At 53.2% G+C, this 20,878-nt stretch carries 14 protein-coding genes; 11 read left to right on the forward strand and 3 right to left on the reverse strand.

Translation table 11 applies throughout. The features are described from left to right. The first annotated feature begins 101 nt into the window (after nt 1-101). Both DNH61_RS25295 and DNH61_RS25300 read left to right on the forward strand, forming a co-directional pair. Nucleotides 102-1,499, forward strand: coding sequence for a copper amine oxidase N-terminal domain-containing protein (locus tag DNH61_RS25295; RefSeq protein WP_245948325.1), 1,398 nt, complete (start codon nt 102-104; stop codon nt 1,497-1,499). 268 nt (nt 1,500-1,767) lie between these two features. Further along, the gene (locus DNH61_RS25300) at nt 1,768-4,338 is read left to right on the forward strand and encodes an RCC1 domain-containing protein (RefSeq protein ID WP_111149739.1); all 2,571 of its coding nucleotides are present in this window, start codon (nt 1,768-1,770) and stop codon (nt 4,336-4,338) included. Between the two features lie 88 nt (nt 4,339-4,426). Here the strand turns inward: DNH61_RS25300 and DNH61_RS25305 are convergent, their stop codons facing one another. Continuing rightward, nucleotides 4,427-4,978, reverse strand: coding sequence for a DinB family protein (locus tag DNH61_RS25305; RefSeq protein WP_111149740.1), 552 nt, complete (start codon nt 4,976-4,978; stop codon nt 4,427-4,429). A 141-nt stretch (nt 4,979-5,119) separates the two neighbouring features. On the opposite strand from DNH61_RS25305, the gene DNH61_RS25310 reads away from it, so the two are divergent. Beyond that, nucleotides 5,120-6,175 (forward strand): leucine-rich repeat domain-containing protein, encoded by a 1,056-nt coding sequence (locus DNH61_RS25310; protein ID WP_111149741.1) that lies wholly within the window; start codon nt 5,120-5,122, stop codon nt 6,173-6,175. Between the two features lie 73 nt (nt 6,176-6,248). Here DNH61_RS25310 and DNH61_RS25315 read toward each other — a convergent pair whose 3' ends face one another. Beyond that, entirely contained in the window at nt 6,249-8,249 is a 2,001-nt protein-coding gene (locus DNH61_RS25315; RefSeq protein ID WP_181438878.1) for a methyl-accepting chemotaxis protein, read from the reverse strand. 308 nt (nt 8,250-8,557) lie between these two features. Here DNH61_RS25315 and DNH61_RS25320 point away from each other — a divergent pair, with 308 nt between their 5' ends. Continuing rightward, the gene (locus tag DNH61_RS25320; RefSeq protein WP_111149743.1) at nt 8,558-12,307 is read left to right on the forward strand and encodes an alpha-L-arabinofuranosidase C-terminal domain-containing protein; all 3,750 of its coding nucleotides are present in this window, start codon (nt 8,558-8,560) and stop codon (nt 12,305-12,307) included. 77 nt (nt 12,308-12,384) lie between these two features. Here the strand turns inward: DNH61_RS25320 and DNH61_RS25325 are convergent, their stop codons facing one another. Next, nucleotides 12,385-12,981, reverse strand: coding sequence for an AAA family ATPase (locus DNH61_RS25325; protein ID WP_111149744.1), 597 nt, complete (start codon nt 12,979-12,981; stop codon nt 12,385-12,387). A 163-nt stretch (nt 12,982-13,144) separates the two neighbouring features. Here DNH61_RS25325 and DNH61_RS25330 point away from each other — a divergent pair, with 163 nt between their 5' ends. The 7 genes from DNH61_RS25330 to DNH61_RS25360 all read left to right on the forward strand — a co-directional run bounded on the left by DNH61_RS25330 (nt 13,145) and on the right by DNH61_RS25360 (nt 20,799). Beyond that, complete coding sequence (locus tag DNH61_RS25330) at nt 13,145-13,483, forward strand: nucleoside triphosphate pyrophosphohydrolase (protein ID WP_111149745.1); 339 nt, start codon at nt 13,145-13,147, stop codon at nt 13,481-13,483. A 223-nt stretch (nt 13,484-13,706) separates the two neighbouring features. Further along, a complete protein-coding gene (locus tag DNH61_RS25335; protein WP_111149746.1) occupies nt 13,707-14,942 on the forward strand; it encodes a YecA family protein in 1,236 nt (411 codons plus the stop codon). Between the two features lie 156 nt (nt 14,943-15,098). Continuing rightward, on the forward strand, nt 15,099-16,721 hold the full coding sequence (locus DNH61_RS25340) for a glycosyl hydrolase (protein WP_245948326.1): 1,623 nt from the start codon (nt 15,099-15,101) through the stop codon (nt 16,719-16,721). A 186-nt stretch (nt 16,722-16,907) separates the two neighbouring features. Then, a complete protein-coding gene (locus DNH61_RS25345; RefSeq protein WP_111149747.1) occupies nt 16,908-17,870 on the forward strand; it encodes a stalk domain-containing protein in 963 nt (320 codons plus the stop codon). Between the two features lie 51 nt (nt 17,871-17,921). Then, nucleotides 17,922-18,746 (forward strand): stalk domain-containing protein, encoded by an 825-nt coding sequence (locus DNH61_RS25350; RefSeq protein WP_111149748.1) that lies wholly within the window; start codon nt 17,922-17,924, stop codon nt 18,744-18,746. A 214-nt stretch (nt 18,747-18,960) separates the two neighbouring features. Further along, the gene (locus DNH61_RS25355; protein WP_181438879.1) at nt 18,961-19,929 is read left to right on the forward strand and encodes a stalk domain-containing protein; all 969 of its coding nucleotides are present in this window, start codon (nt 18,961-18,963) and stop codon (nt 19,927-19,929) included. A 48-nt stretch (nt 19,930-19,977) separates the two neighbouring features. After that, on the forward strand, nt 19,978-20,799 hold the full coding sequence (locus DNH61_RS25360; protein WP_111149750.1) for a stalk domain-containing protein: 822 nt from the start codon (nt 19,978-19,980) through the stop codon (nt 20,797-20,799). Nucleotides 20,800-20,878 lie beyond the last annotated feature (79 nt).

Genomic DNA, 20,878 nt, shown 5'->3' on the forward strand with positions numbered 1-20,878 from the left:
AATGTATTAATGAAACCTTAAGAAGATTTAACTGGCAGCGAGTGGAAGCGTTGTGTACGATAGTAGCATCTTAACTTGCGAACATGCAGAGGAGGATGCGGATGTTGTCGGTTGTGAAGGCTGCTAATTTAAATTTTACCGGGAAAATGGGCGGGCCGCTGTGGAAGAGGCTTATCGCATGCTTGATCGTTCTGGTGCTGACTTATGGTGCTTTATCCTTGTTCATCCCTAAGCGGGCAGAGGCTGCTTCGCCAATCACGGTCTTCGTTGACTTGGCACAGGTTCAGTTTGATGTGGAGCCGGTTGTCGTAAAGGGCACAACGCTCGTTCAGTTCCGCCCGTTATTTGAGGCTATGAAAATCGACGTAGCATGGGATAGCAGCCGGAAGCTCGTGACGGGAACGAAGCCTGGTCTTACCATAGAACTGGAGATTGATAAGAAGACAGCTGTGGTGAACGGTTCGGCGGTGGAGCTTGAGCAGCCGGCCTCAATCATCGATGGCAGCACAATGGTTCCACTGCGGTTTATCGGGGAAGCGACGGGGGCCATCGTCTATTGGGATGGTGTCCACCGTGAAATTACAATTATAACGGAAGAGATGCTGGAGATGCTTGGCGTAACAAAGGAAGAGATGATGGCGAAGCTGTCCGAATATGAGGCTAAGAAGCCAGATGCCACGCCTGCAGAATTGCCCGATAATACGAAAAAGCCAAAGCCAAGTGACAGCGACAGCTCAGGCGCTTCACCAGAAGGCAAGGCGGACACTCCGGCATCTCCGACGCCTAAGCCGGACGGCCGCAAGCCGGCCGAGTATGGCAGTGGAGAGTACAAGGCCGCAAGCGGCAAGCCCGAGCTAGGCAAGCTGCAGGGGATGTACACCGGTATGCGCGCCGACATGTATGGCTATGAATGCGGCGGCCTGTGTATCGATATGTTCACGTTCTTCTCAGGCGGTAAGGTGTTCGTCGGGCTGCCGCCGCATGGCGGACCCGAGACGATTGACTGCAAGCGGGACGGCTGTCAGACGTACACGATCAAAGATGGCAAGATGAAGGTTAACGGCGGCGAGACCTATTCCGTCAGTATTTCAAAGGATGGAAAGCTCAAGATTAACGATGTCGTGATGGACCCGGTCAAGCCAGTCAAGGAGGGCATGACGCTAAGCGGCGAGTATGTCCATAAGGGGTACTCGGGCATGGTGGGGATAACCACCTATTCTACCGCTTGGACCGAACTATTAGTATTTAAGCGGGATGGTACATTCGAGAGCGAGGACCTCTCGCTCGGCACACTTGATACGGGATCAGCGGTGACCAATTCGGCATCGGGCGATGAGAGCACGGGAACCTACCGTATCTCGGGCAACACGATTATTCTGGCGTTCAATGACGGCAGGCGGGAGCAGTTATTCTTCGGGGTGCTGGAGAACACCAAGCGGGCCAAGGGTGAGGACTTGGTAATCGGAGACAAGAACTTCTACGTGGACCGCAAGGAATAAGGCTACTTCTGGGTACAAACGAGAGTTCCGCTCACTTTAGTGGGCGGAACTTTCATTTTTCTGGCGTATGCATTCTCCATTACATAGCCAGCTTGTGCAAGTTTTACTCTAACGGTTATGACAGATGCTGTATTATCCGTAACTCGCTATATCTGTGCCTAATGGTTGCAGGCAGAGTGATGAGGTGAGATCGGTTCCGGTTCAGAATCTATCCCCTGGTGCCGATAATAACTCCGTAGGTAAATATTGTGAGCGCAGGAGTGAAAGTATGAGAAAAGGTTGGCTATCCCTCTTATTGGCAGCTGTATTATTAGTTATCCCGGTCGGCCAGGCTTCCGTCCAGGGCAAAGGAGGGAGGTATATTAATTTTAGGGCAATCCAGCATGACGACAACACCCTCACGGTTGACGGTGTATTGGGAGATCCCGTAGTAACGGGAGAAGAAGTGACGGTTGAACTGAGCACGGGGGAATTTACTATAGTGCAAGGAAGAAAGGTATATGTGGATACTAAGTTATCCGAAATTAAAGGAACGGTGAATAAGAATGGATATTTTCGTTTGCGAACACCACCAGTTAAATCGGAGCAGTTAAAAGATAATCGACTGAGTATTGAGGTAAAGGACAAATACGGAAATAAACCAGCACGTACTTATGATCTCCCGATTGAGCTAAAGTCGGATAACCCTGCTTTGTTTACTCGTAACGACAGTTACGCAAGAAGTATGGACAAAACCCAGCTTGCTGTCTCGACTGAGACTGCCCGGAAAATGGGCGAGAAAGCCGAAAAGCTTGCCAAGCGTCTCGCTACCGGTAATTCGGTATCTTTTTTCCTCGACAGCAAAGGAAAGCTGTGGGGCTGGGGGGATGTGCCGGGGATGTTTGACAAATCGGTCCCCGATGACCTGTATGTCACATGGAGACAGCCTAAAGTAATTTCTACCATCCCTGATGTTATCCAGATCGACGCTACTGGTATGTGCGGTGCGCTTCTTACTAAACAAGGGGTAATATGGCAGTGGAACCCCCTAAATATTGATCGTGCCCCTGTCCGAATCGGCAAAATGTCGGGTGTACGGGAAATTGCGGTTGATAAATTTGGTGATGGGCTCATTCTAAAGCAGGATGGCACCCTTTATCGCTGGACTGTCAACAGCAGTGTACACAAAGTAAACGGTGAATATCCGCCCCCTGTTATCACCATCAAGAAAATTCCTGGGTTATCGGGCATTACAAGTATAAAGATTTCGAATCCCAACTTGTACAGACCCTTATATCTAGCTCTGCAGAATAACGGAAAGGTATGGGCATGGGGGGATTTGAGTAATATTGGCAGCTCTAGCAGAGTGGACAAGCCCCAGCAGCTCAAAGAATTCCCGCCTATTCGCCAAATTGCAACTTACAGTAACTATCCATTGCTGGTGAGTAATGACGCGGAATTGTGGTCATATGTATCTAAAGAGGATCGCTCAGGCGTAGAGGCGGCCTTAGTCGAAATAGGTATTGCTGCTGTGTTTAATAACAGCCCGTATGTACTGGCCGACAACGGAAACTATCATGAATGGACAGAAAAGAGCAGAAGATTTAGTTTTGAGCCGGTATCCATAATGACTGGAATGCAGGCAGTCGTACGCGGGGAGTCGGGATTCAGCTCGCCGGACCATATACTTGCAGTGAACGCTGAAGGCCACTTGGTAAGCTGGGGCAACAATCACCACGGGCAGCTGGGTGTCAGTGCAGCGGTGCCTGTTCCTTCCTCTCCCGTAATGATCAGCAAGGTATCAAATGCTGTTAGTGTCACGACAAGCAGCAAGCACGTCCTCGCGTTGGACCGTGCAGGTTCTATCTACGGCTGGGGCAGCAATGAGAGCAAACAGATTGATAGTAGTGGACGTGTGGAAGTTTTGAGTCCAACACATATCATTATGACACAGGGTGTAAAGAAACTGGCTGCGGGAGAAGGGTTTTCGCTATATCTGGACCAGAAAGGGACGCTGTATGGCTGGGGCAACCTGAAGCAGTTTGGCATTGAGTCAGCTGGAGCACCAAAGCAGATCACAGTTATACCGGAGAACATTAAGGACATATCTGTCTTTGAAAGCAATGTAGCTGTGCTGGGTGTATCAGGACAAGTGTATCTGATTGATAAGGTGACTAATATTGCAGGCAGCAAGACATCAGACACTAAGCAAAGCAGTGTTCGCATCGTTGGCCAAATTTCAGATGCCACTTCTATTGCCATGGGCAGTCAATATGGTTATGCGCTGCGCAAGGATGGCACGGTATCGTACTGGAAAAAGACCGCAGTTGGTGATCCAATTTCTGCAAAGCAGCTAAATGGCCTTCGTAACATAACGACTCTTGCTGCCGCAAGAGCGAATGGTGACTACCTGCTTGCACTGGATAAAGGCGGGGATGTATGGGCCTGGGGTGACAATACCGCACGACAGCTCGGCATGAAAGTTAAAAGTAAGTTAACCGTTCCGACCAATGTTACGAATGAACCGACCCGAATTACTGACAGTGAATATACGAGTGTTGGAAAAAAACTGAAGTATCGTTCGATAACGGCGTCTCGTAACGGTGCGCTGCTACTTACGAGCAGCAATGAGATGCTGGTTATGGGGTTCAACTCCTATGCGCTTAAGGCTGAGAAATTATATTTAAATGTTGCTTATGCAGAAGCGCATGACAGTAACATGTACTGGATTATAGGCGGCAAGCTGTATGTAAAAGGCTCGAGCAACGATTCGGGGCAGATGGGTACGGGAACTAAGGCTTTTATTCACAACCCCCTGCCTGTAACAACCTCCACTGGGATAAAACTTAAAGCAGCTTAAAACACTACGTTGATCAAAGCCGATTCATCCCCTGTTACTTAGCATAGGGTTGAATCGGCCTTTCTTTTATATTCTAATCACTTATAATTTATGTATGACCTCCCTGGCCTCCGCCGACAGCCGAAGCAGCGTTCGGCGTTCCGCCAGCGTACCAGAACAGGGCGTATTCCGTCATTACCGAGGCATGGCCCATCTGACGCAGCATAGCAGAGACATTTCCCCTGTGATAGGTTCCGTGATTCATCACCTGCATGACCATCTGGTCCAGACTGATTTCCTTCACCTCTGTGTAGGGGTTATCGAGCAGGAGCAGCCGATTAAGATCCGTCTCTCTTCTGAAGAATTCTTGGTATCGCGCGGACAGAAGCTTGAACAGCTCCGAGAGCTCCTGGGGACTTGCCTTCAGCGCTTCTTCCTCATGGGGTCCCGCAAGCTTCATAGCCTCGGTCATCGGCGTGCCTTTCATGATGGTCAGCCAGGTCCAGTCTGTTGTGTATATATGGGCCATTACCTTGGCGACAGAGGGGAAAATACTCTTCACTTCCTGATTGTATACCCCTGAAGGCAGTTCAACGATCCGGTTGAGCATGGTTTGGTTGGCCCAGGCATGATACTCGTACATGGTTACGCAGCTTGGCATAGGAACATCTCCTTTGGCTTTCGGATTCACGATCTATAATCAGTATATGGGAGGCCCAGTGACAACAGTATGTCAGCGTTAGAAAATAATACAGGCAAGTAAGATCTATCTGCATGAAGGAAGGAAGTAGACGGTTTGAGAATGTACACAGATCCAAGGGGCGAAGCTTACAGGCAGGTCATTGATCTGGCTGTCCGGAATTCGGAGCGGTTTGTGCTTGGGGAAAAAGGAAGGTTTCCGGCCGATGGCGGGTGGCGCCGGTACAATCCTATACTGGAGGCGCTGGAGCCCTACCTGGTGGAGACGATCAAGCTTCCTGGCAGTAATAGGGAAGAAATCAGACAGATGATGGAGACGTACAGCAGTGCCTTTTATACTGAAGGAACCTACTACATCTATGCATGCTGTGAAGAGAGCGGAGCCGTGCTGAAGCAAGCCGCCAACCGCCTGTCGGATTGGGTGTATCCTGATCTGCCGGAGGACTTGTGTTTTCTGAGAGAGGGCGGGGGAGATTATCTGTATTCGGTTGTTCATGAAGATACGTATGGGATGGATATAACGGAAGAAGAAGCCGTCGTGTTAATGGAACGCATTACAGGGCTATTCCTGGAGCTGGAGGCACACCGGGACCTGGATTGTCTGCTGGAGGATGCCATTAAGCACCAGACAGACCGGCTGTATGTAAGCGGTCATCGGCTGACAGAGCTGCCGGAGCGAATCAGGGAGCTCACCGAGCTTCGTGATTTGGAGATTTTCGAGCAGGATTTGTATCAGCTTCCGGAGGGGGTGTTTGAGCTTAGCAAGCTTGAGCGCCTGCGGATCATGACCGCTGATCTGGAGGGCCTTCCTGCATCCATTGGCAAGCTGAAGAATCTTAGAGAGCTCAGCATCAGCTGCGGCAGCTCGGATCGTCCCGCTCCCGGCTGGCGGCCGAAGCCGAAGGAGGAGATCGGTCTTGACCGTATTCCGCCCGAGATTGGGGAGCTGAAGCAGCTGGAGCAGCTAACGATTCAATACAGCTCCATCCAAGAGCTGCCCGCTGAGCTGGAGAAGCTGAAGAACCTGCGCTCCTTGGACCTGGGAAGCAGCATGATCAAGCATAAGCCGGATTTTCTGTTCCGTATGCACAAGCTGGAATCCATTCATGTTGCGCAGCAGGCCTATTGGTCTGAGGAGACGGGGGACGAAATGGAATAGAGTTAATTGTTTAACATAAGAGGGAGCAGACTGCATGCGGCAGCTGCTCCCTCTTCATTATGGGCGTATATTCTTAAACCTTGAACTTCGACACAGCTGCTAATAACTGGGCTGCTGTCTCCTCTGTCTGCAGCATGAGCTGGGCCAGCTGCTCGGATTGGACACGCATTTCCGTTGTCTTCTCAGCAATGTTCTGTGTTCCTTCAGCATTCTCATTGTTAGAGCCGGTCACTTCTTGGATGGACTGCGCTACATTCTGAATGGATGCCAGCAGCTGCTCAGCCGTTGCGCTGAAATCTGTCACAAGGTATTGAACTGACTCGGCGTCCTTGTAATACTGCTCGCCATTGGCAACCATCGCGTTATAATCCTGGATCACCGTTTCATCGATGAAGGTCAGCGTCTTCTCGGAGCTTCTCGTCAGAGCGGTGACCGAATCCATGACACGGCCCGCCACGTTCTGAATTTCACTGGCAGTCTGGGCCGATGTTTCGGCCAGCTTGCGGATTTCTCCGGCTACGACAGCAAAGCCTTTGCCAGCTTCTCCGGCACGGGCAGCCTCAATCGCTGCGTTAAGAGACAGCAGATTCGTTTGAGCGGTGATCTGCAGGATGGAGTTCGTCAGGATGTGGATCTGCTCCACAGCCTTCGCCTGTTCAATGGCAGCCCTCGACTCGCTGTCGATGGCATTGCGCATGTCCTGCGCGGAATTCCGGGAGGATACCGCGGATTCCTTCAAATGCTGGGCACGTTCTGCAATTTCATCTGCCATGGAGGAGCCGTCCTGTGCCTTAACCGCAATTGAATTTACAGCATCCTTAATCTCACTCGAGGTAGCATTCATCTGCTGGGCCATTGCTGCCGTTTGCTGCATGCCTGCTGACATCTGCTCGGTAGTTGCGGATACCTCCTCGACCTGCGAGGCCAGCGCGCCCATGCTGGATGTCGATTCGCCAATAGTCACTTTGACGTTCGCTGTCTCGTCAGCCACCTGGCTCAGCACCGCACGAATGGAGTCGGACATCTGTTCGACTGAGGTGGCAAGCTGTCCGATCTCATCTTTGCGCTTCAGCATCTTGGCCGGCAGGGAGTGGGTGAAGTCTGCTCCTGCCATAACGTTGACAAAATCAGACAGCCGCTTGATCGGCTTGGCAATGAATCCTGCAGTTAAGATCGCGATCAGGAACACTGCTATGATAACGGAAACGAGCAGTACCATAGTTTTGTCGATGTTGCTGCGAAGTCCAGCGAATACTTCATTTTCCGGGACGGTCACGAGGACCTTCCAGCCTGTCTTCTTAACGGTAGCATAGGCAGCAACCTTGGTTATGCCTGCATCATCAGCATAGGTGGCCAGGCCGCGCTCCTCCGTCATCATTTTATCAAACATCAGCAGGGCACTCTCGTTCTTAAACGTTTCTTGGTAGGTCTTGTTGATCTTGTCTTCTGCAGGGTGGTACATCAGAAGTCCGGTTTGGGACAAGAGAACACCAAACCCGGTCTCGCCTATCTTAATGTGTTCAAAGGACATCTTCAGGGCTTCAACGGATACCACGCTGATAACGGCGCCTTGAAACTGATTTTGCTCATCGAAGAAAGGCACGGCTACGGTAACCCCAAGATCTTCAGAGCCTCTGATAACGAGAAGGTCGCTTATAGCGGGCTCCTTCGTTTCTTTGACTGTCTTAAAATATTGACGGTCCGATACATCGGTAAATGTTCCGTCCTCTGCCGGAATGAGACCATCCGCATTGGCGACGATCGTCATCGCAACTTCCGGATCTGTGCTAAAGATCGCTTGTGCGGCAGTGAACTGCCCAAGGACGTCCAGCTCATGGAAATTTGGAATGCCGGTCAGCAGCTTCTGTGCAGCGTTTATCTTCGAATCGAGCCAGCGGTCTGTGGAAGCCGCATTACTCTCTGCAAGTGCAATCTCCTTCTCGTTAATGCTGGTGGTAAGCTGGCTTCTGAATTGATCCATTTGGATCGCAGCAAGACTGACAAGAGGGGCCAGTGTGAGAATCAGGATAATAATCGTCAGCTTGAACCTCAAGCTCGTGAACATTTTTTTCATTGATGTCTCTCCTTGTTGTTCATTATCTGTGTAATAGTTGTTATCGACATCTTTCGACAATAATGTGATAGCTGCGCAAATTTTATTGTTTCCATTTATGGTATCTATCTGGTTTCTGGGCAAAATGCGCTTCGGCGGAGCCAATCCCGCTGCCATACATCCATTACGTAATTGTTAATTGATTCACAGATATGTTATTATAAAAGCGTTATCATGACATGCTGGAACAGCCAGAGCACGACCATGCCTGATGAGATCGTATCGATCAACACTACCAAAAAATCATTAGAAAACAGGAGACGCATTCGATGAAATTTGAAGATGTACCATTCAAAGAACGGTTGATTGCGCAGTACAAATTTGATAATGCTGAGCGAATCGGCAAGGACAGCTCCGGGAAGGGCAACGACTCGGAATTGGCGGGCAGGCAGCTGCCTGTGGCATCAACCGTTGGCGGCAGACCGGCTGTTACGCTGCCTGGCGGAGCAAGCGGCACATCCTACATACAGCTTCCGGCAGGTCTGCTGGAAGGTGTAAGCGACCAGTCCGGCGTGACGGTGTCGACATGGGTTTATTTTGACAAGGGCTCGAATGTGTGGGAGCGGATATTTGATTTTGGCCAAGGACCTGAGGGCCCTTACCTGTTCCTGACGCGCAACATGCGCGCCACCTTGAATGCGGAGGGCGACATTGTCGCTGATCCGGGCAAATCCTACCCGACGGGCGAGTGGATGCATATTGCCATGTCGGTTATTGGCACGAAGAACGGCACGCTCAGCAGCGCGGGTCCGGTTCTCTATGTGAACGGCGAGGTTGCGACGGACGGCTCGATCAGCCAGACCTCCAGCGGCATGTATGCCAAGCTGCGCGCCTGGTTCGCCACGTTTAATGAAGCGGCCCAGTACAAGAACAACTACATCGGACGGTCGCAGTATGACGCGGATGCGGATTTTGCCGGCTCGTTCTCCGATTTCCGCATCTATGCGGCAGGCTTGTCCCAGGACGAGGTTATTGAGGTCATGTGCGACTCGCTGACCGATCAGCAGATCGTCCACCTGGCCCGCGACAAGTACTTGTCGTTCCCGGCCTCCATTGTAACGAAGGATCTGACACTTCCATCTGCTCTCATGGGCGGCAAGGTTGAAGTCAGCTGGAAATCCAGCCATCCTGAGGTACTGACAGGAGAAGGTGCGGTTAAGGAGCTGAAAGCGCCGCAGGGCGTTATTCTGACCGCTGTTCTGAAGCGCGGAGGCTATACGGTTGAGAAGAGCTATCCGGTTACCGTGATGCCGGAGGGCATGCCTCCGTATAAGCTGACCATCGAGGGCGGCAAGGAATTGATGAACGTCAGCGAAGTGATGTATGGACTCTTCTATGAGGATATTAACAATGCGGCGGACGGCGGCATCTATGCGGAGCTGGTGCGCAACCGCTCGTTCGAAGCGTTCACATTTGACACCTACAACCACCACTCCGGGGAAAATGGCGTCTCCACCGGCCGCAATCACAATGCGCTGGAAGCCTGGAGCGGCGACACCGATAAGGTGAAGGTGCACAATACCGGCGGACTGAATGACCATTTTGGCCTGGAGGACAAGGAAGCGAATGCTTACTATGTCACAGTGGCAGACGGCGCGACGCTTTATAACCGCGGATTTAACGATACGAACGGCTATTGTGCGATGGCGATCCGCGACGGAGCGCGCTACCTGTTCACGATCTGGGCGAAGGCGGACAAGCCGGGCACCATCACGATCCAGCTGAAGGACCCGGACGGCGGGGACATCAGCGATTCAGCTGTCATTGAAGTCGAAGGCGGCGGCACGTGGAAGAAGTATGGCGCGGAGTCGAAAATCGTCCTGACCGGCTCCCGTACGGTGCTTGGTCAGCTGGCACTCGAATTCAGCGGCGACATCTCCATCGATATGGTCTCGCTCTATCCGGAAGAGGTATGGGGCGTTCGCGAAGAGCCGCGCTCGGCAAGCGCGCATGCGAACTATACCGGCAACCCGAACTACCGTCTCCGCAGAGACCTGGTCGAGGCGCTGCTGGACCTTCACCCGACCTTCCTGCGCTTCCCCGGCGGCTGTATCTCCGAAGGCTCGCATATCTGGGAGAACGTCTACGACTGGAAGGAATCGGTCCGCGACATCGAGCTGCGCAAGGAGAACTTCAACGTCTGGGGCTACATGATGACGATGGGTCTTGGCTATATGGAATACTTCCAGCTGGCCGAGGACCTGAACGCGACACCGCTGCCGGTTATGGCCTGCGGCGTACTCTGCCAGGCGCGTTCGGATTATTGCAACCCGGCGGGCGGAGCACTGCGCGATTACTACATCAAGAACTTTACGGATCTGATCGACTTTGCGATCAGTATGGATTTTGAGCATAACGAATGGGCTGCACTGCGCCGCCAGATGGGCCACGAAGCGCCGTTCGATCTCCGCTACCTTGGTGTCGGCAACGAGAACTGGGGCACGGAGTTCTATGCGAACTTCGAGGTGTTCAAGGCTGCGATCGACGAGCATATGGCGAAGTTTTACCCGGATCATGAGCTTCACATCATCTCGACAGTCGGCGCGCAGGCGGATGACGATGCGTACCAGGAAGGCTGGAAGTTCCTGAGCGGACGCCTGGAGGGCGAAGCCAAGGTCAGCTTCACGGACGGCAAGCACAGCCACGAGGAGACGATCACCTGGTACGAGAAGCAGCCGAACTACATGGATACGATTGCGGATGAGCACTACTACCGTTCCAATGAGTACCTGCTGAACAACGTGGACCGCTACAACTATTATTACCGGGCCTATGAGCAGGACGGCAGCCTGAACCTGCGCGAGACCTCCAAGGTATTCGTCGGCGAGTATGCGTCCACGGACAAGAACACGCTGGCAGGTGCGGTTGCGGAAGCAGCGATGATGACCGGCTTCGAAAATAACGCTGACGTCGTGCTGCTGACCGCGTACGCGCCGCTGTTCAACAAGGTGCTCACCGACGGCACCTACCGCTGGACGCCGGACTGCATCTGGTTCGACGACGAGACGGTATGGTTCACGCCGAACTATTATGTACAGCAGCTGTTCGCGAAGTATGCCGGCAAGAAGGTGCTGGGCACATCGTTCCGGACGTACCGCAGCGGCAAGCCGCTTGAGCTCATCCCGCGCGGCGGCATCGAGATCGCGGCAGGCAATGCGGAGGTTATCGTGAAGCGCGTCAAGGTGACTTCCCATGAGGATGGCCGCGTGCTGCTGGATCAGGACTTCACGCAGCAGCTGGATGCCGCTTGGCAGGTTATTCCGGGTTCGGCGGGCTATACGGTTGATGCAGAGCGCGGCCTTGTGCTGAAGGCGCAGAGCAGCGGCCGCAACGGCCTGTACATCCTGAACGACGAGTGGACCAATTACAAGGTAGAGGTCACCGCTGTGAAGGGCGCGGGTACAGAAGGCTTCTTCGTTGGTGCCGGGCTGACCGACATCACGCCGGAGAAGAAGGATGTTATCGAATACGCGATCGGCTACAACGGCAATGCGACAGGCGTGAAGGTATACAAGCAGGGCATCGAAGGCTACACGCTGGGCGACTACTCCTCCAGCTCCGCTGCCGGCAACCTGCGTGCCTGCAGCTATGAGCCGCTGACCGAAGGCGCGGAATATGCGATTACGGTAAATTTTGGCGGGGGGACAGGCGACCGTCTGGTCTGCTCGTACACAGACGGCAAGGAATCGAGCCTGGTGCTGGATTACAAGCTGGAAGCATACAACCGCGATGTGTTCAGCTCCGTCACGAAGGATGACAAGCATGTCTATGTGAAGCTTGTGAACGCTGACGGCACCGACAAGACAACCGAGCTTGAGCTGAAGGACCTGAACGTCGCTGCTGCGGCCAAGCTGGTCACGCTCACCGGGGACGAGTCACTGCTGAACATCCCGAACGTCAACAAGAAGAATGACGAGAAGGTTCAGCCAGCAGAGTCCAGCGTGACAATTGATGGCAAATCTGCCGTTCTCACACTGCCGGCGCATTCGGTAAGCGTGCTTGTGCTGGATTTGGTGTAAGAGACAGTCGGGGTAAGGGTAACTGGGATTAAGAGAAAGAGAAGAGGGCGGGCCCATTGGGCCTGCCCTTTATCGCCTCAGCCGCCGATCCTGACATTCCGGAGCTTTGTCACCAGCCGGTCCCTCATCCTTCCCAGCTTGCCCCGGTGATCCGGCATCAGGGTCAGCCCCAGCGCGGAAGCGATGGCCTCGGCCGCAGCTTCGACAGTGAGCTGGTCTGTTACGATGTGCTGCGCGAACCGGTCGTCGGTCAGCGCCTCCGTGCAGCGGTGAATCTGCCGCGCCGCCCAGGAGCTTGGCCCCTCGCCCCGGCTGCGCAGCCGCTTCAGCAGTGTTTCCGGAGATGCTAATAGGGTGAAATGATGAATACTGGCACCGTCCAGGCGCAGCCGCCCGACCAGCTCGCGGAAGTATACCGGGTTCACCACCGTCATCGGCACAAGGATGGGACCGTCGAAGCTGCGGCTGATATAAGTCAGCATGGCATAGTTAAATTCGCGCCACATCGGATAATCCTGAAAATCACTATGGGCTGCTTGCTTTGGGACATTCTTGCGGATATAATAACCGGCGTTCTCCGGATCGAACACATACGAGCCGGGCAGCCGCCGGTGGAGCTCGTAGGCAGTCTGTGTTTTGCCTGAGCCGAACGCGCCATTAATCCAGATGATCATCTGGCTTCACCTCTGCTTCTTCATCATGATTCCAAGAGGACTGACCGGATAGATAATCATATGACGACACGCAGGCCGTTAAGGTTGCTTGGCAGCTAACTTAAGGGTGCATCGTTGCAGACACTGAGATTGAATAAGCGGATGAGAGGGGAGTAAATACGTTATGCCTACCTATAACAAGCTTGTGCGGGACCGGATCCCGGCCATCATCGCAGAGAGCGGCAATACATGCAGCACCCGCATTCTGGAAGAAGCGGAATACCGCGCGCAGCTTCGCACGAAGCTGTACGAGGAGCTGGACGAGTACATGCGTGCGGGAGATGACAGCAGCGCAGTGGAGGAGCTGGCGGATATTCTGGAGCTTATGCACACTCTGGCAGCGGTACACGGGTCGGACCCGGAGCAGCTGGAGGCGATCCGCAAGGACAAGGAAGAGAGGCGCGGCGGCTTCCGCGAACGGGTGTTTCTAATGGAGGTTTCTGAGAGTCAGCCGGGTCAATAGGGTCAGAATAGATTGATGAAAATGTTCCCATTTTACCGCACGGGGAGAATATTCTGGTATACTCATAGGAGTTTACATAGAAGGCAGGTCCTGCTCGGATTCATACAGCCGAAGCGGGCCTGCGGTTTGCAGGGAAATCGCACAGCAGCAGGGGAGGCGGCTTGGCCGCCATCCTCCTCGCAGTGCGGATGTCTGGAAGGGAGCGTTATACAAGTTGAGTAGCATGGCAGTGCAAGGGCAGACAGATAAGAAGAAGGAATTGGAACGCATGATTGCGAAGCGGAAGAAGGAAGAGGCCGCGCTGTGGACGGCAATCAGCTATCCGTTAGGGCTTACAGAGGCGCTGGGCCGGTTGACGAAGGATGATCTGACCCGGGTTCGGACAAGTCTGCAGCTGAAGGTGAAGGGTGTAAGCACCCTTAAGAAGCAGGAGCTCTGCGAGGCGATCGCGGCTCAGATGCCGGAAGGCCTGGAACGCGTGTGGCATTCACTGGATGAATCGAAGTACAATCTGCTGAAGGCAGCCGAGCGGAAGAACGGGAAGCTGGAGCAGCCGGACTTAATATATGAACAAATCGTCTATTTCCGCAGTCTGGGACTGCTGTTCCCTGGCGTGGTGGACGGCGTTAACACGCTGGTCATGCCGGAGGAAGTGCTGGAGAGCTTCCGCCGGGCTGATACAGCCGGTCTTAAAGCCAGTGTTCAGCGCAATACAGAGCTTGCCAAGCTGACCCGGGGCATTCTCTACTATAATGGTGTGCTGACCTGGGATGAGCTGGCGAAGCTGATTCCTCTCTACACGGAGGAGGCGCTGGATACAGAGCGTTACCGTCAGGTGATTGAGGATGCGGCCAGTTACGATGCGTCTGTTCAGGTTCAGGATGAGCTGGTTGCCCATGCGGATGTAACGGATATTGCAGGCGTGCGCACGGAGCAGGGGCTGCGACAGGATGCCGGCTTCTACCCGCTGACGAAGAAGCAGGTGGTGCAGGCGGCAGACCCGGACTACATCGACCGGACACCGCAGTTCCAGGCTCTGGTCCATTACTTCATGCATCACTATGAGCTGAGCCGTGCGGACGCGGAAGATACCGTGGATATGCTGGCCTACAGCATCAAGCTCGGCGATCCCCTTACGGAGATCATGCAGGATATCGAGCGGGACTTCGAGCTTGGAGACGAGCTGGCGGTCCGGCAGCTGATCGACCTGCTGATGAAGCTGATGAACAATACCCGGCTGTGGTTCCTGAAGGGGTATACCCCGCTGGAGCTGAATCCTCAGCCTGAAGCGAAGCCGGTACCGGCGGGACAGGCACAGGGGGCGGCCTCAGGTGCAGCCGCTGGTGCAGCGGCTGGCGGCAAGGTTATCCAGCTGGATGAGCGGCGCAAGATCGGACGCAATGAGCCATGCCCATGCGGCAGCGGCGTAAAATATAAGAAATGCTGCGGCAAGTCCTAAGCGGACTGCTGCTTGTTAAGAGAACCGCTCTTTTACGGTTCTCTTTTTTTATTTTCTTAGGAAGTAAGTGCTGGTATAATAATCCTGCTTTACATGACATAATTCTACAATATTCATCAAGTTCTGCCTGCGGGCAGGGGAGACGGGGGAGACAGCGTGCAGCAAGGACAGAGGACAACGGACAGAGCAGGATGGACGCTAAGGATAGGGCTTGTGCTGATCATACTGCTGATGAGCATACCGGTTATGCAGCAGGGCAAGGCACAGGCGGCAAGTGTGTGGACGGTCTACAAGGAAGCGCAGAAGCTGGAGGCGCGGGGCAAATACAACGAAGCGATAGCCCAATATAAGCAGATTGCGCCAGTGTTCGTGAAGGATAAGGACTATGGCAACGCTGCGCAGATGTACCGCCGGATTGGCGACTGCTACAAGGGGCTGAAGCATTATGATGAAGCCGTTGCGAACTGGGATCTTGAGGCGGAATATTCGGGTAAGGCGAAACAGACGCAAGTAAGCATTGCGGCCAAACGCAAGGCCAACCTGCTTCGCAGCTCGGCGAAGCTGTATGTGGAGCAGCCGGCCGGGCAGGGAACCACTTACGGCGGGACGAAGTTTGTGCCGGCTAACGGGGCTTTAATCGGCGCTTACGCAGAGCTGGACAAGGCGGTTAACGATCCGAAGAAGGGGAAGTATTTCACGGAGCAGTTCCCGGTGCTTACGGGGAAGAAGCATGCGGCATACCTGCTGTATTTTAACTATGGCAGTGATCCGGCCCTGCTGGCAAAACATCTGGAGCGGGCGAAGGCTAGCGGAACGGCTCTGCAAATTGGCGTGCAGCCAATCAAGGGTCTGGATCAGGTCAAGGATGATGCTTACCTGCGCGGCCTGGCGAAGGCAATCGGGGAGTCGGAGGCACCCGTGTTCCTGCGGTTCGCCAATGAGATGAACGGCGGGTGGGTGAAGTGGCACGGCGATCCGAAGAAGTATATTGAGAAGTTCCGGCTCGTTGCGAAGGTGTTCCGCGAGGAAGCGCAGGACAATGTTGCGATGGTCTGGGCGCCCGGAGCGAACCCGACCTACACGATTGAATCGTATTACCCGGGTGACGCCTATGTGGACTGGGTGGGCGTGAGCCTGTACACAATCTTCGATCCGTCTCTTGATCCGCTGGAGCAGGGCGAAGACCGATCGAGCCATCTGGACAAGTTCGACCACATCTATCAGACCTATGCCGCGCGCAAGCCGGTGTTCATCTCGGAGGGTGGTGTGTCCTACATGTATCCCGAGAAGCGCCAGGACAAGACCAAGTGGGCCGTGTACAAGCTGCGGGAGTTCTACTCTTCCCTCCCAATGGTCTATCCGAAGGTAAAGGGCGTGTTCTGGTTTGACAGCAATGGCGATTCCACAGCGCGGATCAAATACTATATGCTGTCGGCTAACGAGCAGCTGCTCAAGGCATACAAGGAATCCGTGGCCCATCCATTCTACCTGGGCTCGATCGGCGAGAAGGCGCCAGTCTCCTACAAGCCGGTCAACAACAGCACCATACAGGCGGGCAAGCTGAAGCTGTCCGGCTATGTGAAGACATGGGCCCCTACGCTGTCCAAGGTAAGCTACCAGATCGGCGGCCGCACGGTCGGAACCGCATCTGCCCCGCCATGGACGGCAGAGATTGATTTTCGCGCCTATAAGGGCAAGAAGCTTGAGATTGCGGTGCAGGCCTACGACAACAGCGGCAAGCTGGTGACGACGCAGAAGGTGAATGTGAAATTACAATAATCGACAACTATTAGTGTCAAAAGGCCTGCTTTCTCCGTGCCGGAGAAAGCGGGCCTTGCTTGCTTCTAGGATATCATTCCCATGTAAAGGTTTGGATGCGGTGGTATAATTGGCTTGGTTTTGAGAGGTTCGACATCTTCTCTTAAGGCCGGTTATTGTTCAACATGAAGAGAGAGAGGGAAAGCAATGAAGAAGATTCGCATGAAGAAGTCCGCGTTCGCGGCGACCCTCGTGGCGACAAGTCTGGTGTTTGGTGCGGTGGGCGCATTTGGTGCTACAGGACTGCAGAAGATCACGGCTTATCTGAATCACGACATCAAGTTTAACCTGAACAGCAGCGTTTGGACACCACGTAGCGCAGATGGTTCGAAGATCACACCAATCACCTATGAAGGCACTACATACCTTCCGGCACGTGCCATCGCGGATGCGGTAGGAACGGATATCGGCTGGAACGGCAGCACGAAGACCATATCGATTGGCGAGGGTGCGGCGGATGCCGAAGCAGGTTCCTCCACAGGGGCTGTCACCGGTACACCGACAACTCCTTCCACAGGCACAACGACAGGAACAACAACAGGCAGCACTGCCGCAAGCAAGAACAAGGGATCGCTGTCAGACCCGATAGCCCTTGGCACCAGTTATACATATACGGATAAATCGGATTACAAGCCGGAGAAGAACGGTTCTTACGGCGCTACTTATACGATTACAGTGCACAAGGCCGCTCCAATCACGTCTGCCGGATTTGAAGCGCTTGGCCTTAAGCAGCCGGATAATACAGACGAGGTTAACTACATGCTGGTAGACCTGACGATCAAGATTGCGGATGCGTGGTTCAAGGCGGGCACCGATGCGAAGGATATGTACCTGAATATCTACAGGCCAAATATCTGGGGTACCCGCAGCACGGATGGCACCGAGAGTGTGATCGGCTCGAATGATCTAGGCTTCGAAGGTTCGCTGTACACCAAGGAGCGGGAGCAAACCGTCGGGATTAAGGTGGCCCCGGGTGAGAAGAAGTCTTATGAAGTGACGGGACAGGCTATTGTGGGCGTACCTAAGGACAAGCCGGGCCTGCTGGCATTCCGTAAGCAAGCGCAGGGGATTGAATACAATGACTCGTTCATTTATTTTAAATTGAAATAGTCCACAGATTTACCGGCTTCCCTAATTCATACAGAGAGAGGAACAGCAGCAATGAAGAAGTTTATTGAGATGAAAAAATCCGTATTCGTGACTTCTGTCCTGGCGACGAGTCTGGTATTCGGTGCAGTAGGCGCCTTCGGTGCCACGGGACTGCAGAAGATCACGGCATACCTCAACCATGACATCAAGTTTGAACTGAACGGCAGCTCCTGGACGCCGCTGAATGTGGACGGCTCCAAAGCTACGCCGATTACCTATGACGGCAATACCTATTTGCCTGCCCGTGCGGTTGCGGAAGCGGTTGGCACCGAGATCGGCTGGAGCAACCCGACGAAGACCGTGTTTATCGGACAAGGGGCAGCAGAAGCAGCCAAGGCAGACGCGGCAGCAGCCCCTGTCATGCCCAAGCAGTCTCAATATCTCATGGAGCTTAAAGGCGGCGACAAGGTGATGACGGCCAAGATGAAGGCCGAAGCCCTGAAGCTGGCAGGAATTTATGCCAAGGCGCTGGAGACGGGCAAGTTCACGACCTTTAACGCCTATATTGACAAGTACACGTCCAAAGCTCTTCCGAACTCCCCGATCATCACCGGCCAGGAGAAATTGAAGGAGCAGTTCGCGGAGTACGTCAATGGCGGCAAGGAAGCCAACAGCGCAGCCAAGGTGAAGAGCTATGCGGCAGCGATCAAGAAGGTCAAGCTGAGCGGCATAGACGTGACTTATGTAAGTGAGAAGAATGAGTTCTCGCAGACCTTTAAGTACGGTATCCAGCCGCCGGGCTGGGACGCTTTCAGCACCTTCTACGTAAACTTTGTCTTCAGCGCGGAGCAGTACGGCAGCTCCAAGTATATTCTGGAACAAGTGTATTTCAGTTAATTAGTGTATTAAAGTTCACAAAGCTTGTTTCTATCCGTTCGCGGGTAGGAACAGGCTTTTTTTATTTTCATGTAAGTATAAAATTCCCATGGAAACCTACCGATAATTTGGTAATGGGTAGTGCTTTGGGCGGATTTCACTGTTTGAACGGCAGCGTTGATTAGTCCTTATGTACTGTCTTGATTATTGCACAGAGAGAGGGATCAGAGGTCAAATGAAGAAGATTCGGATGAAGAAGTCTGTATTTGTAACTACCATTCTGGCGACCAGCCTGGTGTTTGGTTCGGTGGGTGCCTACAGCGCAACAGGACTTCAGAAGATTACGGCGCAGTTGAATCACGACATTCAGTTCAAGCTGAACGGCAGCGCATGGACGCCCCGCAATACGGACGGCTCCAGAATTACGCCAATTACGTACAACGGCACGACATATCTTCCGGCCCGCGCCATCGCGGATGCGGTAGGTACAGAAGTCGGCTGGAACGGCAGCACGAAGACCATTTCGATTGGTGAAGGCTCTACGGGCGGTTCTACAGGAGCGGTATCCGGTTCGCAGTCAGGGACTTCGGCTGGTTCGTCTGCTGGTTCGTCTGCTAGTCCTTCCACAGGCACTGCACCGGCAGGGACTTCAAAGAATAAGGGTTCGCTGAGCGATCCAATTGCGATTGGTACAAGCTATACCTACACGGATACTTACAGCTACAAGCCTGAGGTTAACGGTTCCTACGGCGCCACTTACACCATTACGTTAAACAAGGTTGCTTCCCTCTCCGCCGACGGATTCAAGAAGCTCGGATTGACCAGCCCGGATAATTTCGACGAAGTGGATTATAAACTGGTGACTCTTACCATGAAGATCAGCAATGCCTGGTTTAAAGCGGGCAGCGAGGAAACGGATATGTATTTAAGCATGTTCAGACCGAGTATCTGGGGAACACGGGCTGTTGATAACTCAAGTTCAGTCATTGGAGTACAGGATTATGGTTTTGACGGCTCATTGAGCAGTAATAATAGTGACCAAACCGTTGGAGTGAAGGTGGCTCCAGGGCAGAAGAAGTCTTACGAAGTAACAGGCAAGGCAATCGTAGGCGTACCAAAAGGTCAGCAGAGCGTGCTGGCATTCCGCAAAACGACTCCAGACCTAGAGTATGAAGAATCCTTCATTTACTACAGTCTGAAATAATTAGTCCCATCCTTAATTCATGAATCATTTACGAGAGAGGGAAACAACGTGAAGAAGTTTATCGAGATGAAAAAATCCGTATTCGTGGCTTCTGTCCTGGCGACGAGCCTCGTGTGCGGCGCAGTGGGCGCTTTTGGCGCGACGGGACTACAGAAGATCACGGCATACCTGAACCATGACATCAAGTTTGAGCTGAACGGCAGCTCCTGGACACCCCGTAACGCTGACGGCTCCAAGGTCACGCCAATCACCTATGACGGCACGACTTACCTTCCAGCTCGCGCGGTTGCAGACGCGGTAGGAACAGAGATCGGCTGGAGCAACCCGACGAAGACGATGTTTATTGGTCAAGGAGCGACAGCAGCAGCCAAGGAAGATGCAGCGTCCGCGCCAGTGAAGCCTAAGCAGTCCGCTTATCTGATCGAGCTTAAGGGCGGCGATAAGGTCATGACGGCAAAGATGAAGGCCGAGGCATTGAAGGTGGCGAATATTTATGCCAAGGCGCTGGAGACGAACAAGTACGATACCTTTAACGCTTATATCGAGAAATATACGTATAACCCGCCTGCGGATTCGTTCCTGTACGGGCAGGAATATTACAAAAAGATGTTTGCCGATCAGGTTAAAGGCATCAGAGAAGCCAATGGTGCTGCAAAATCTAAGAGTTATGCGGCTGCGCTTCGGAAAGTAAAGCTGAGCGGTGTGGAAGTGTCGTATGTGGGGGAAAAGAATGAATACTTCCAGACCTTTCAATATTCGATTCAGCCACCAGGATGGGATGCATTCAGTACGACGTACGTTAACTTCGTCTTCAGTGCAGAAGAAGAGGGAAGCTCCAGGTACGTGCTGGAGCAGGTGTATATCAGGTAGTAATGAGGGCTTAATTAGTTCATTATTATCTAGGCAGGGGTGTCCAATGAGTCATGTTGACTCGGGACACCCCTTCCTC

Source organism: Paenibacillus sambharensis (assembly GCF_003233845.1).
GTDB classification, from domain to species: Bacteria; Bacillota; Bacilli; order Paenibacillales; family Paenibacillaceae; genus Paenibacillus_I; species Paenibacillus_I sambharensis.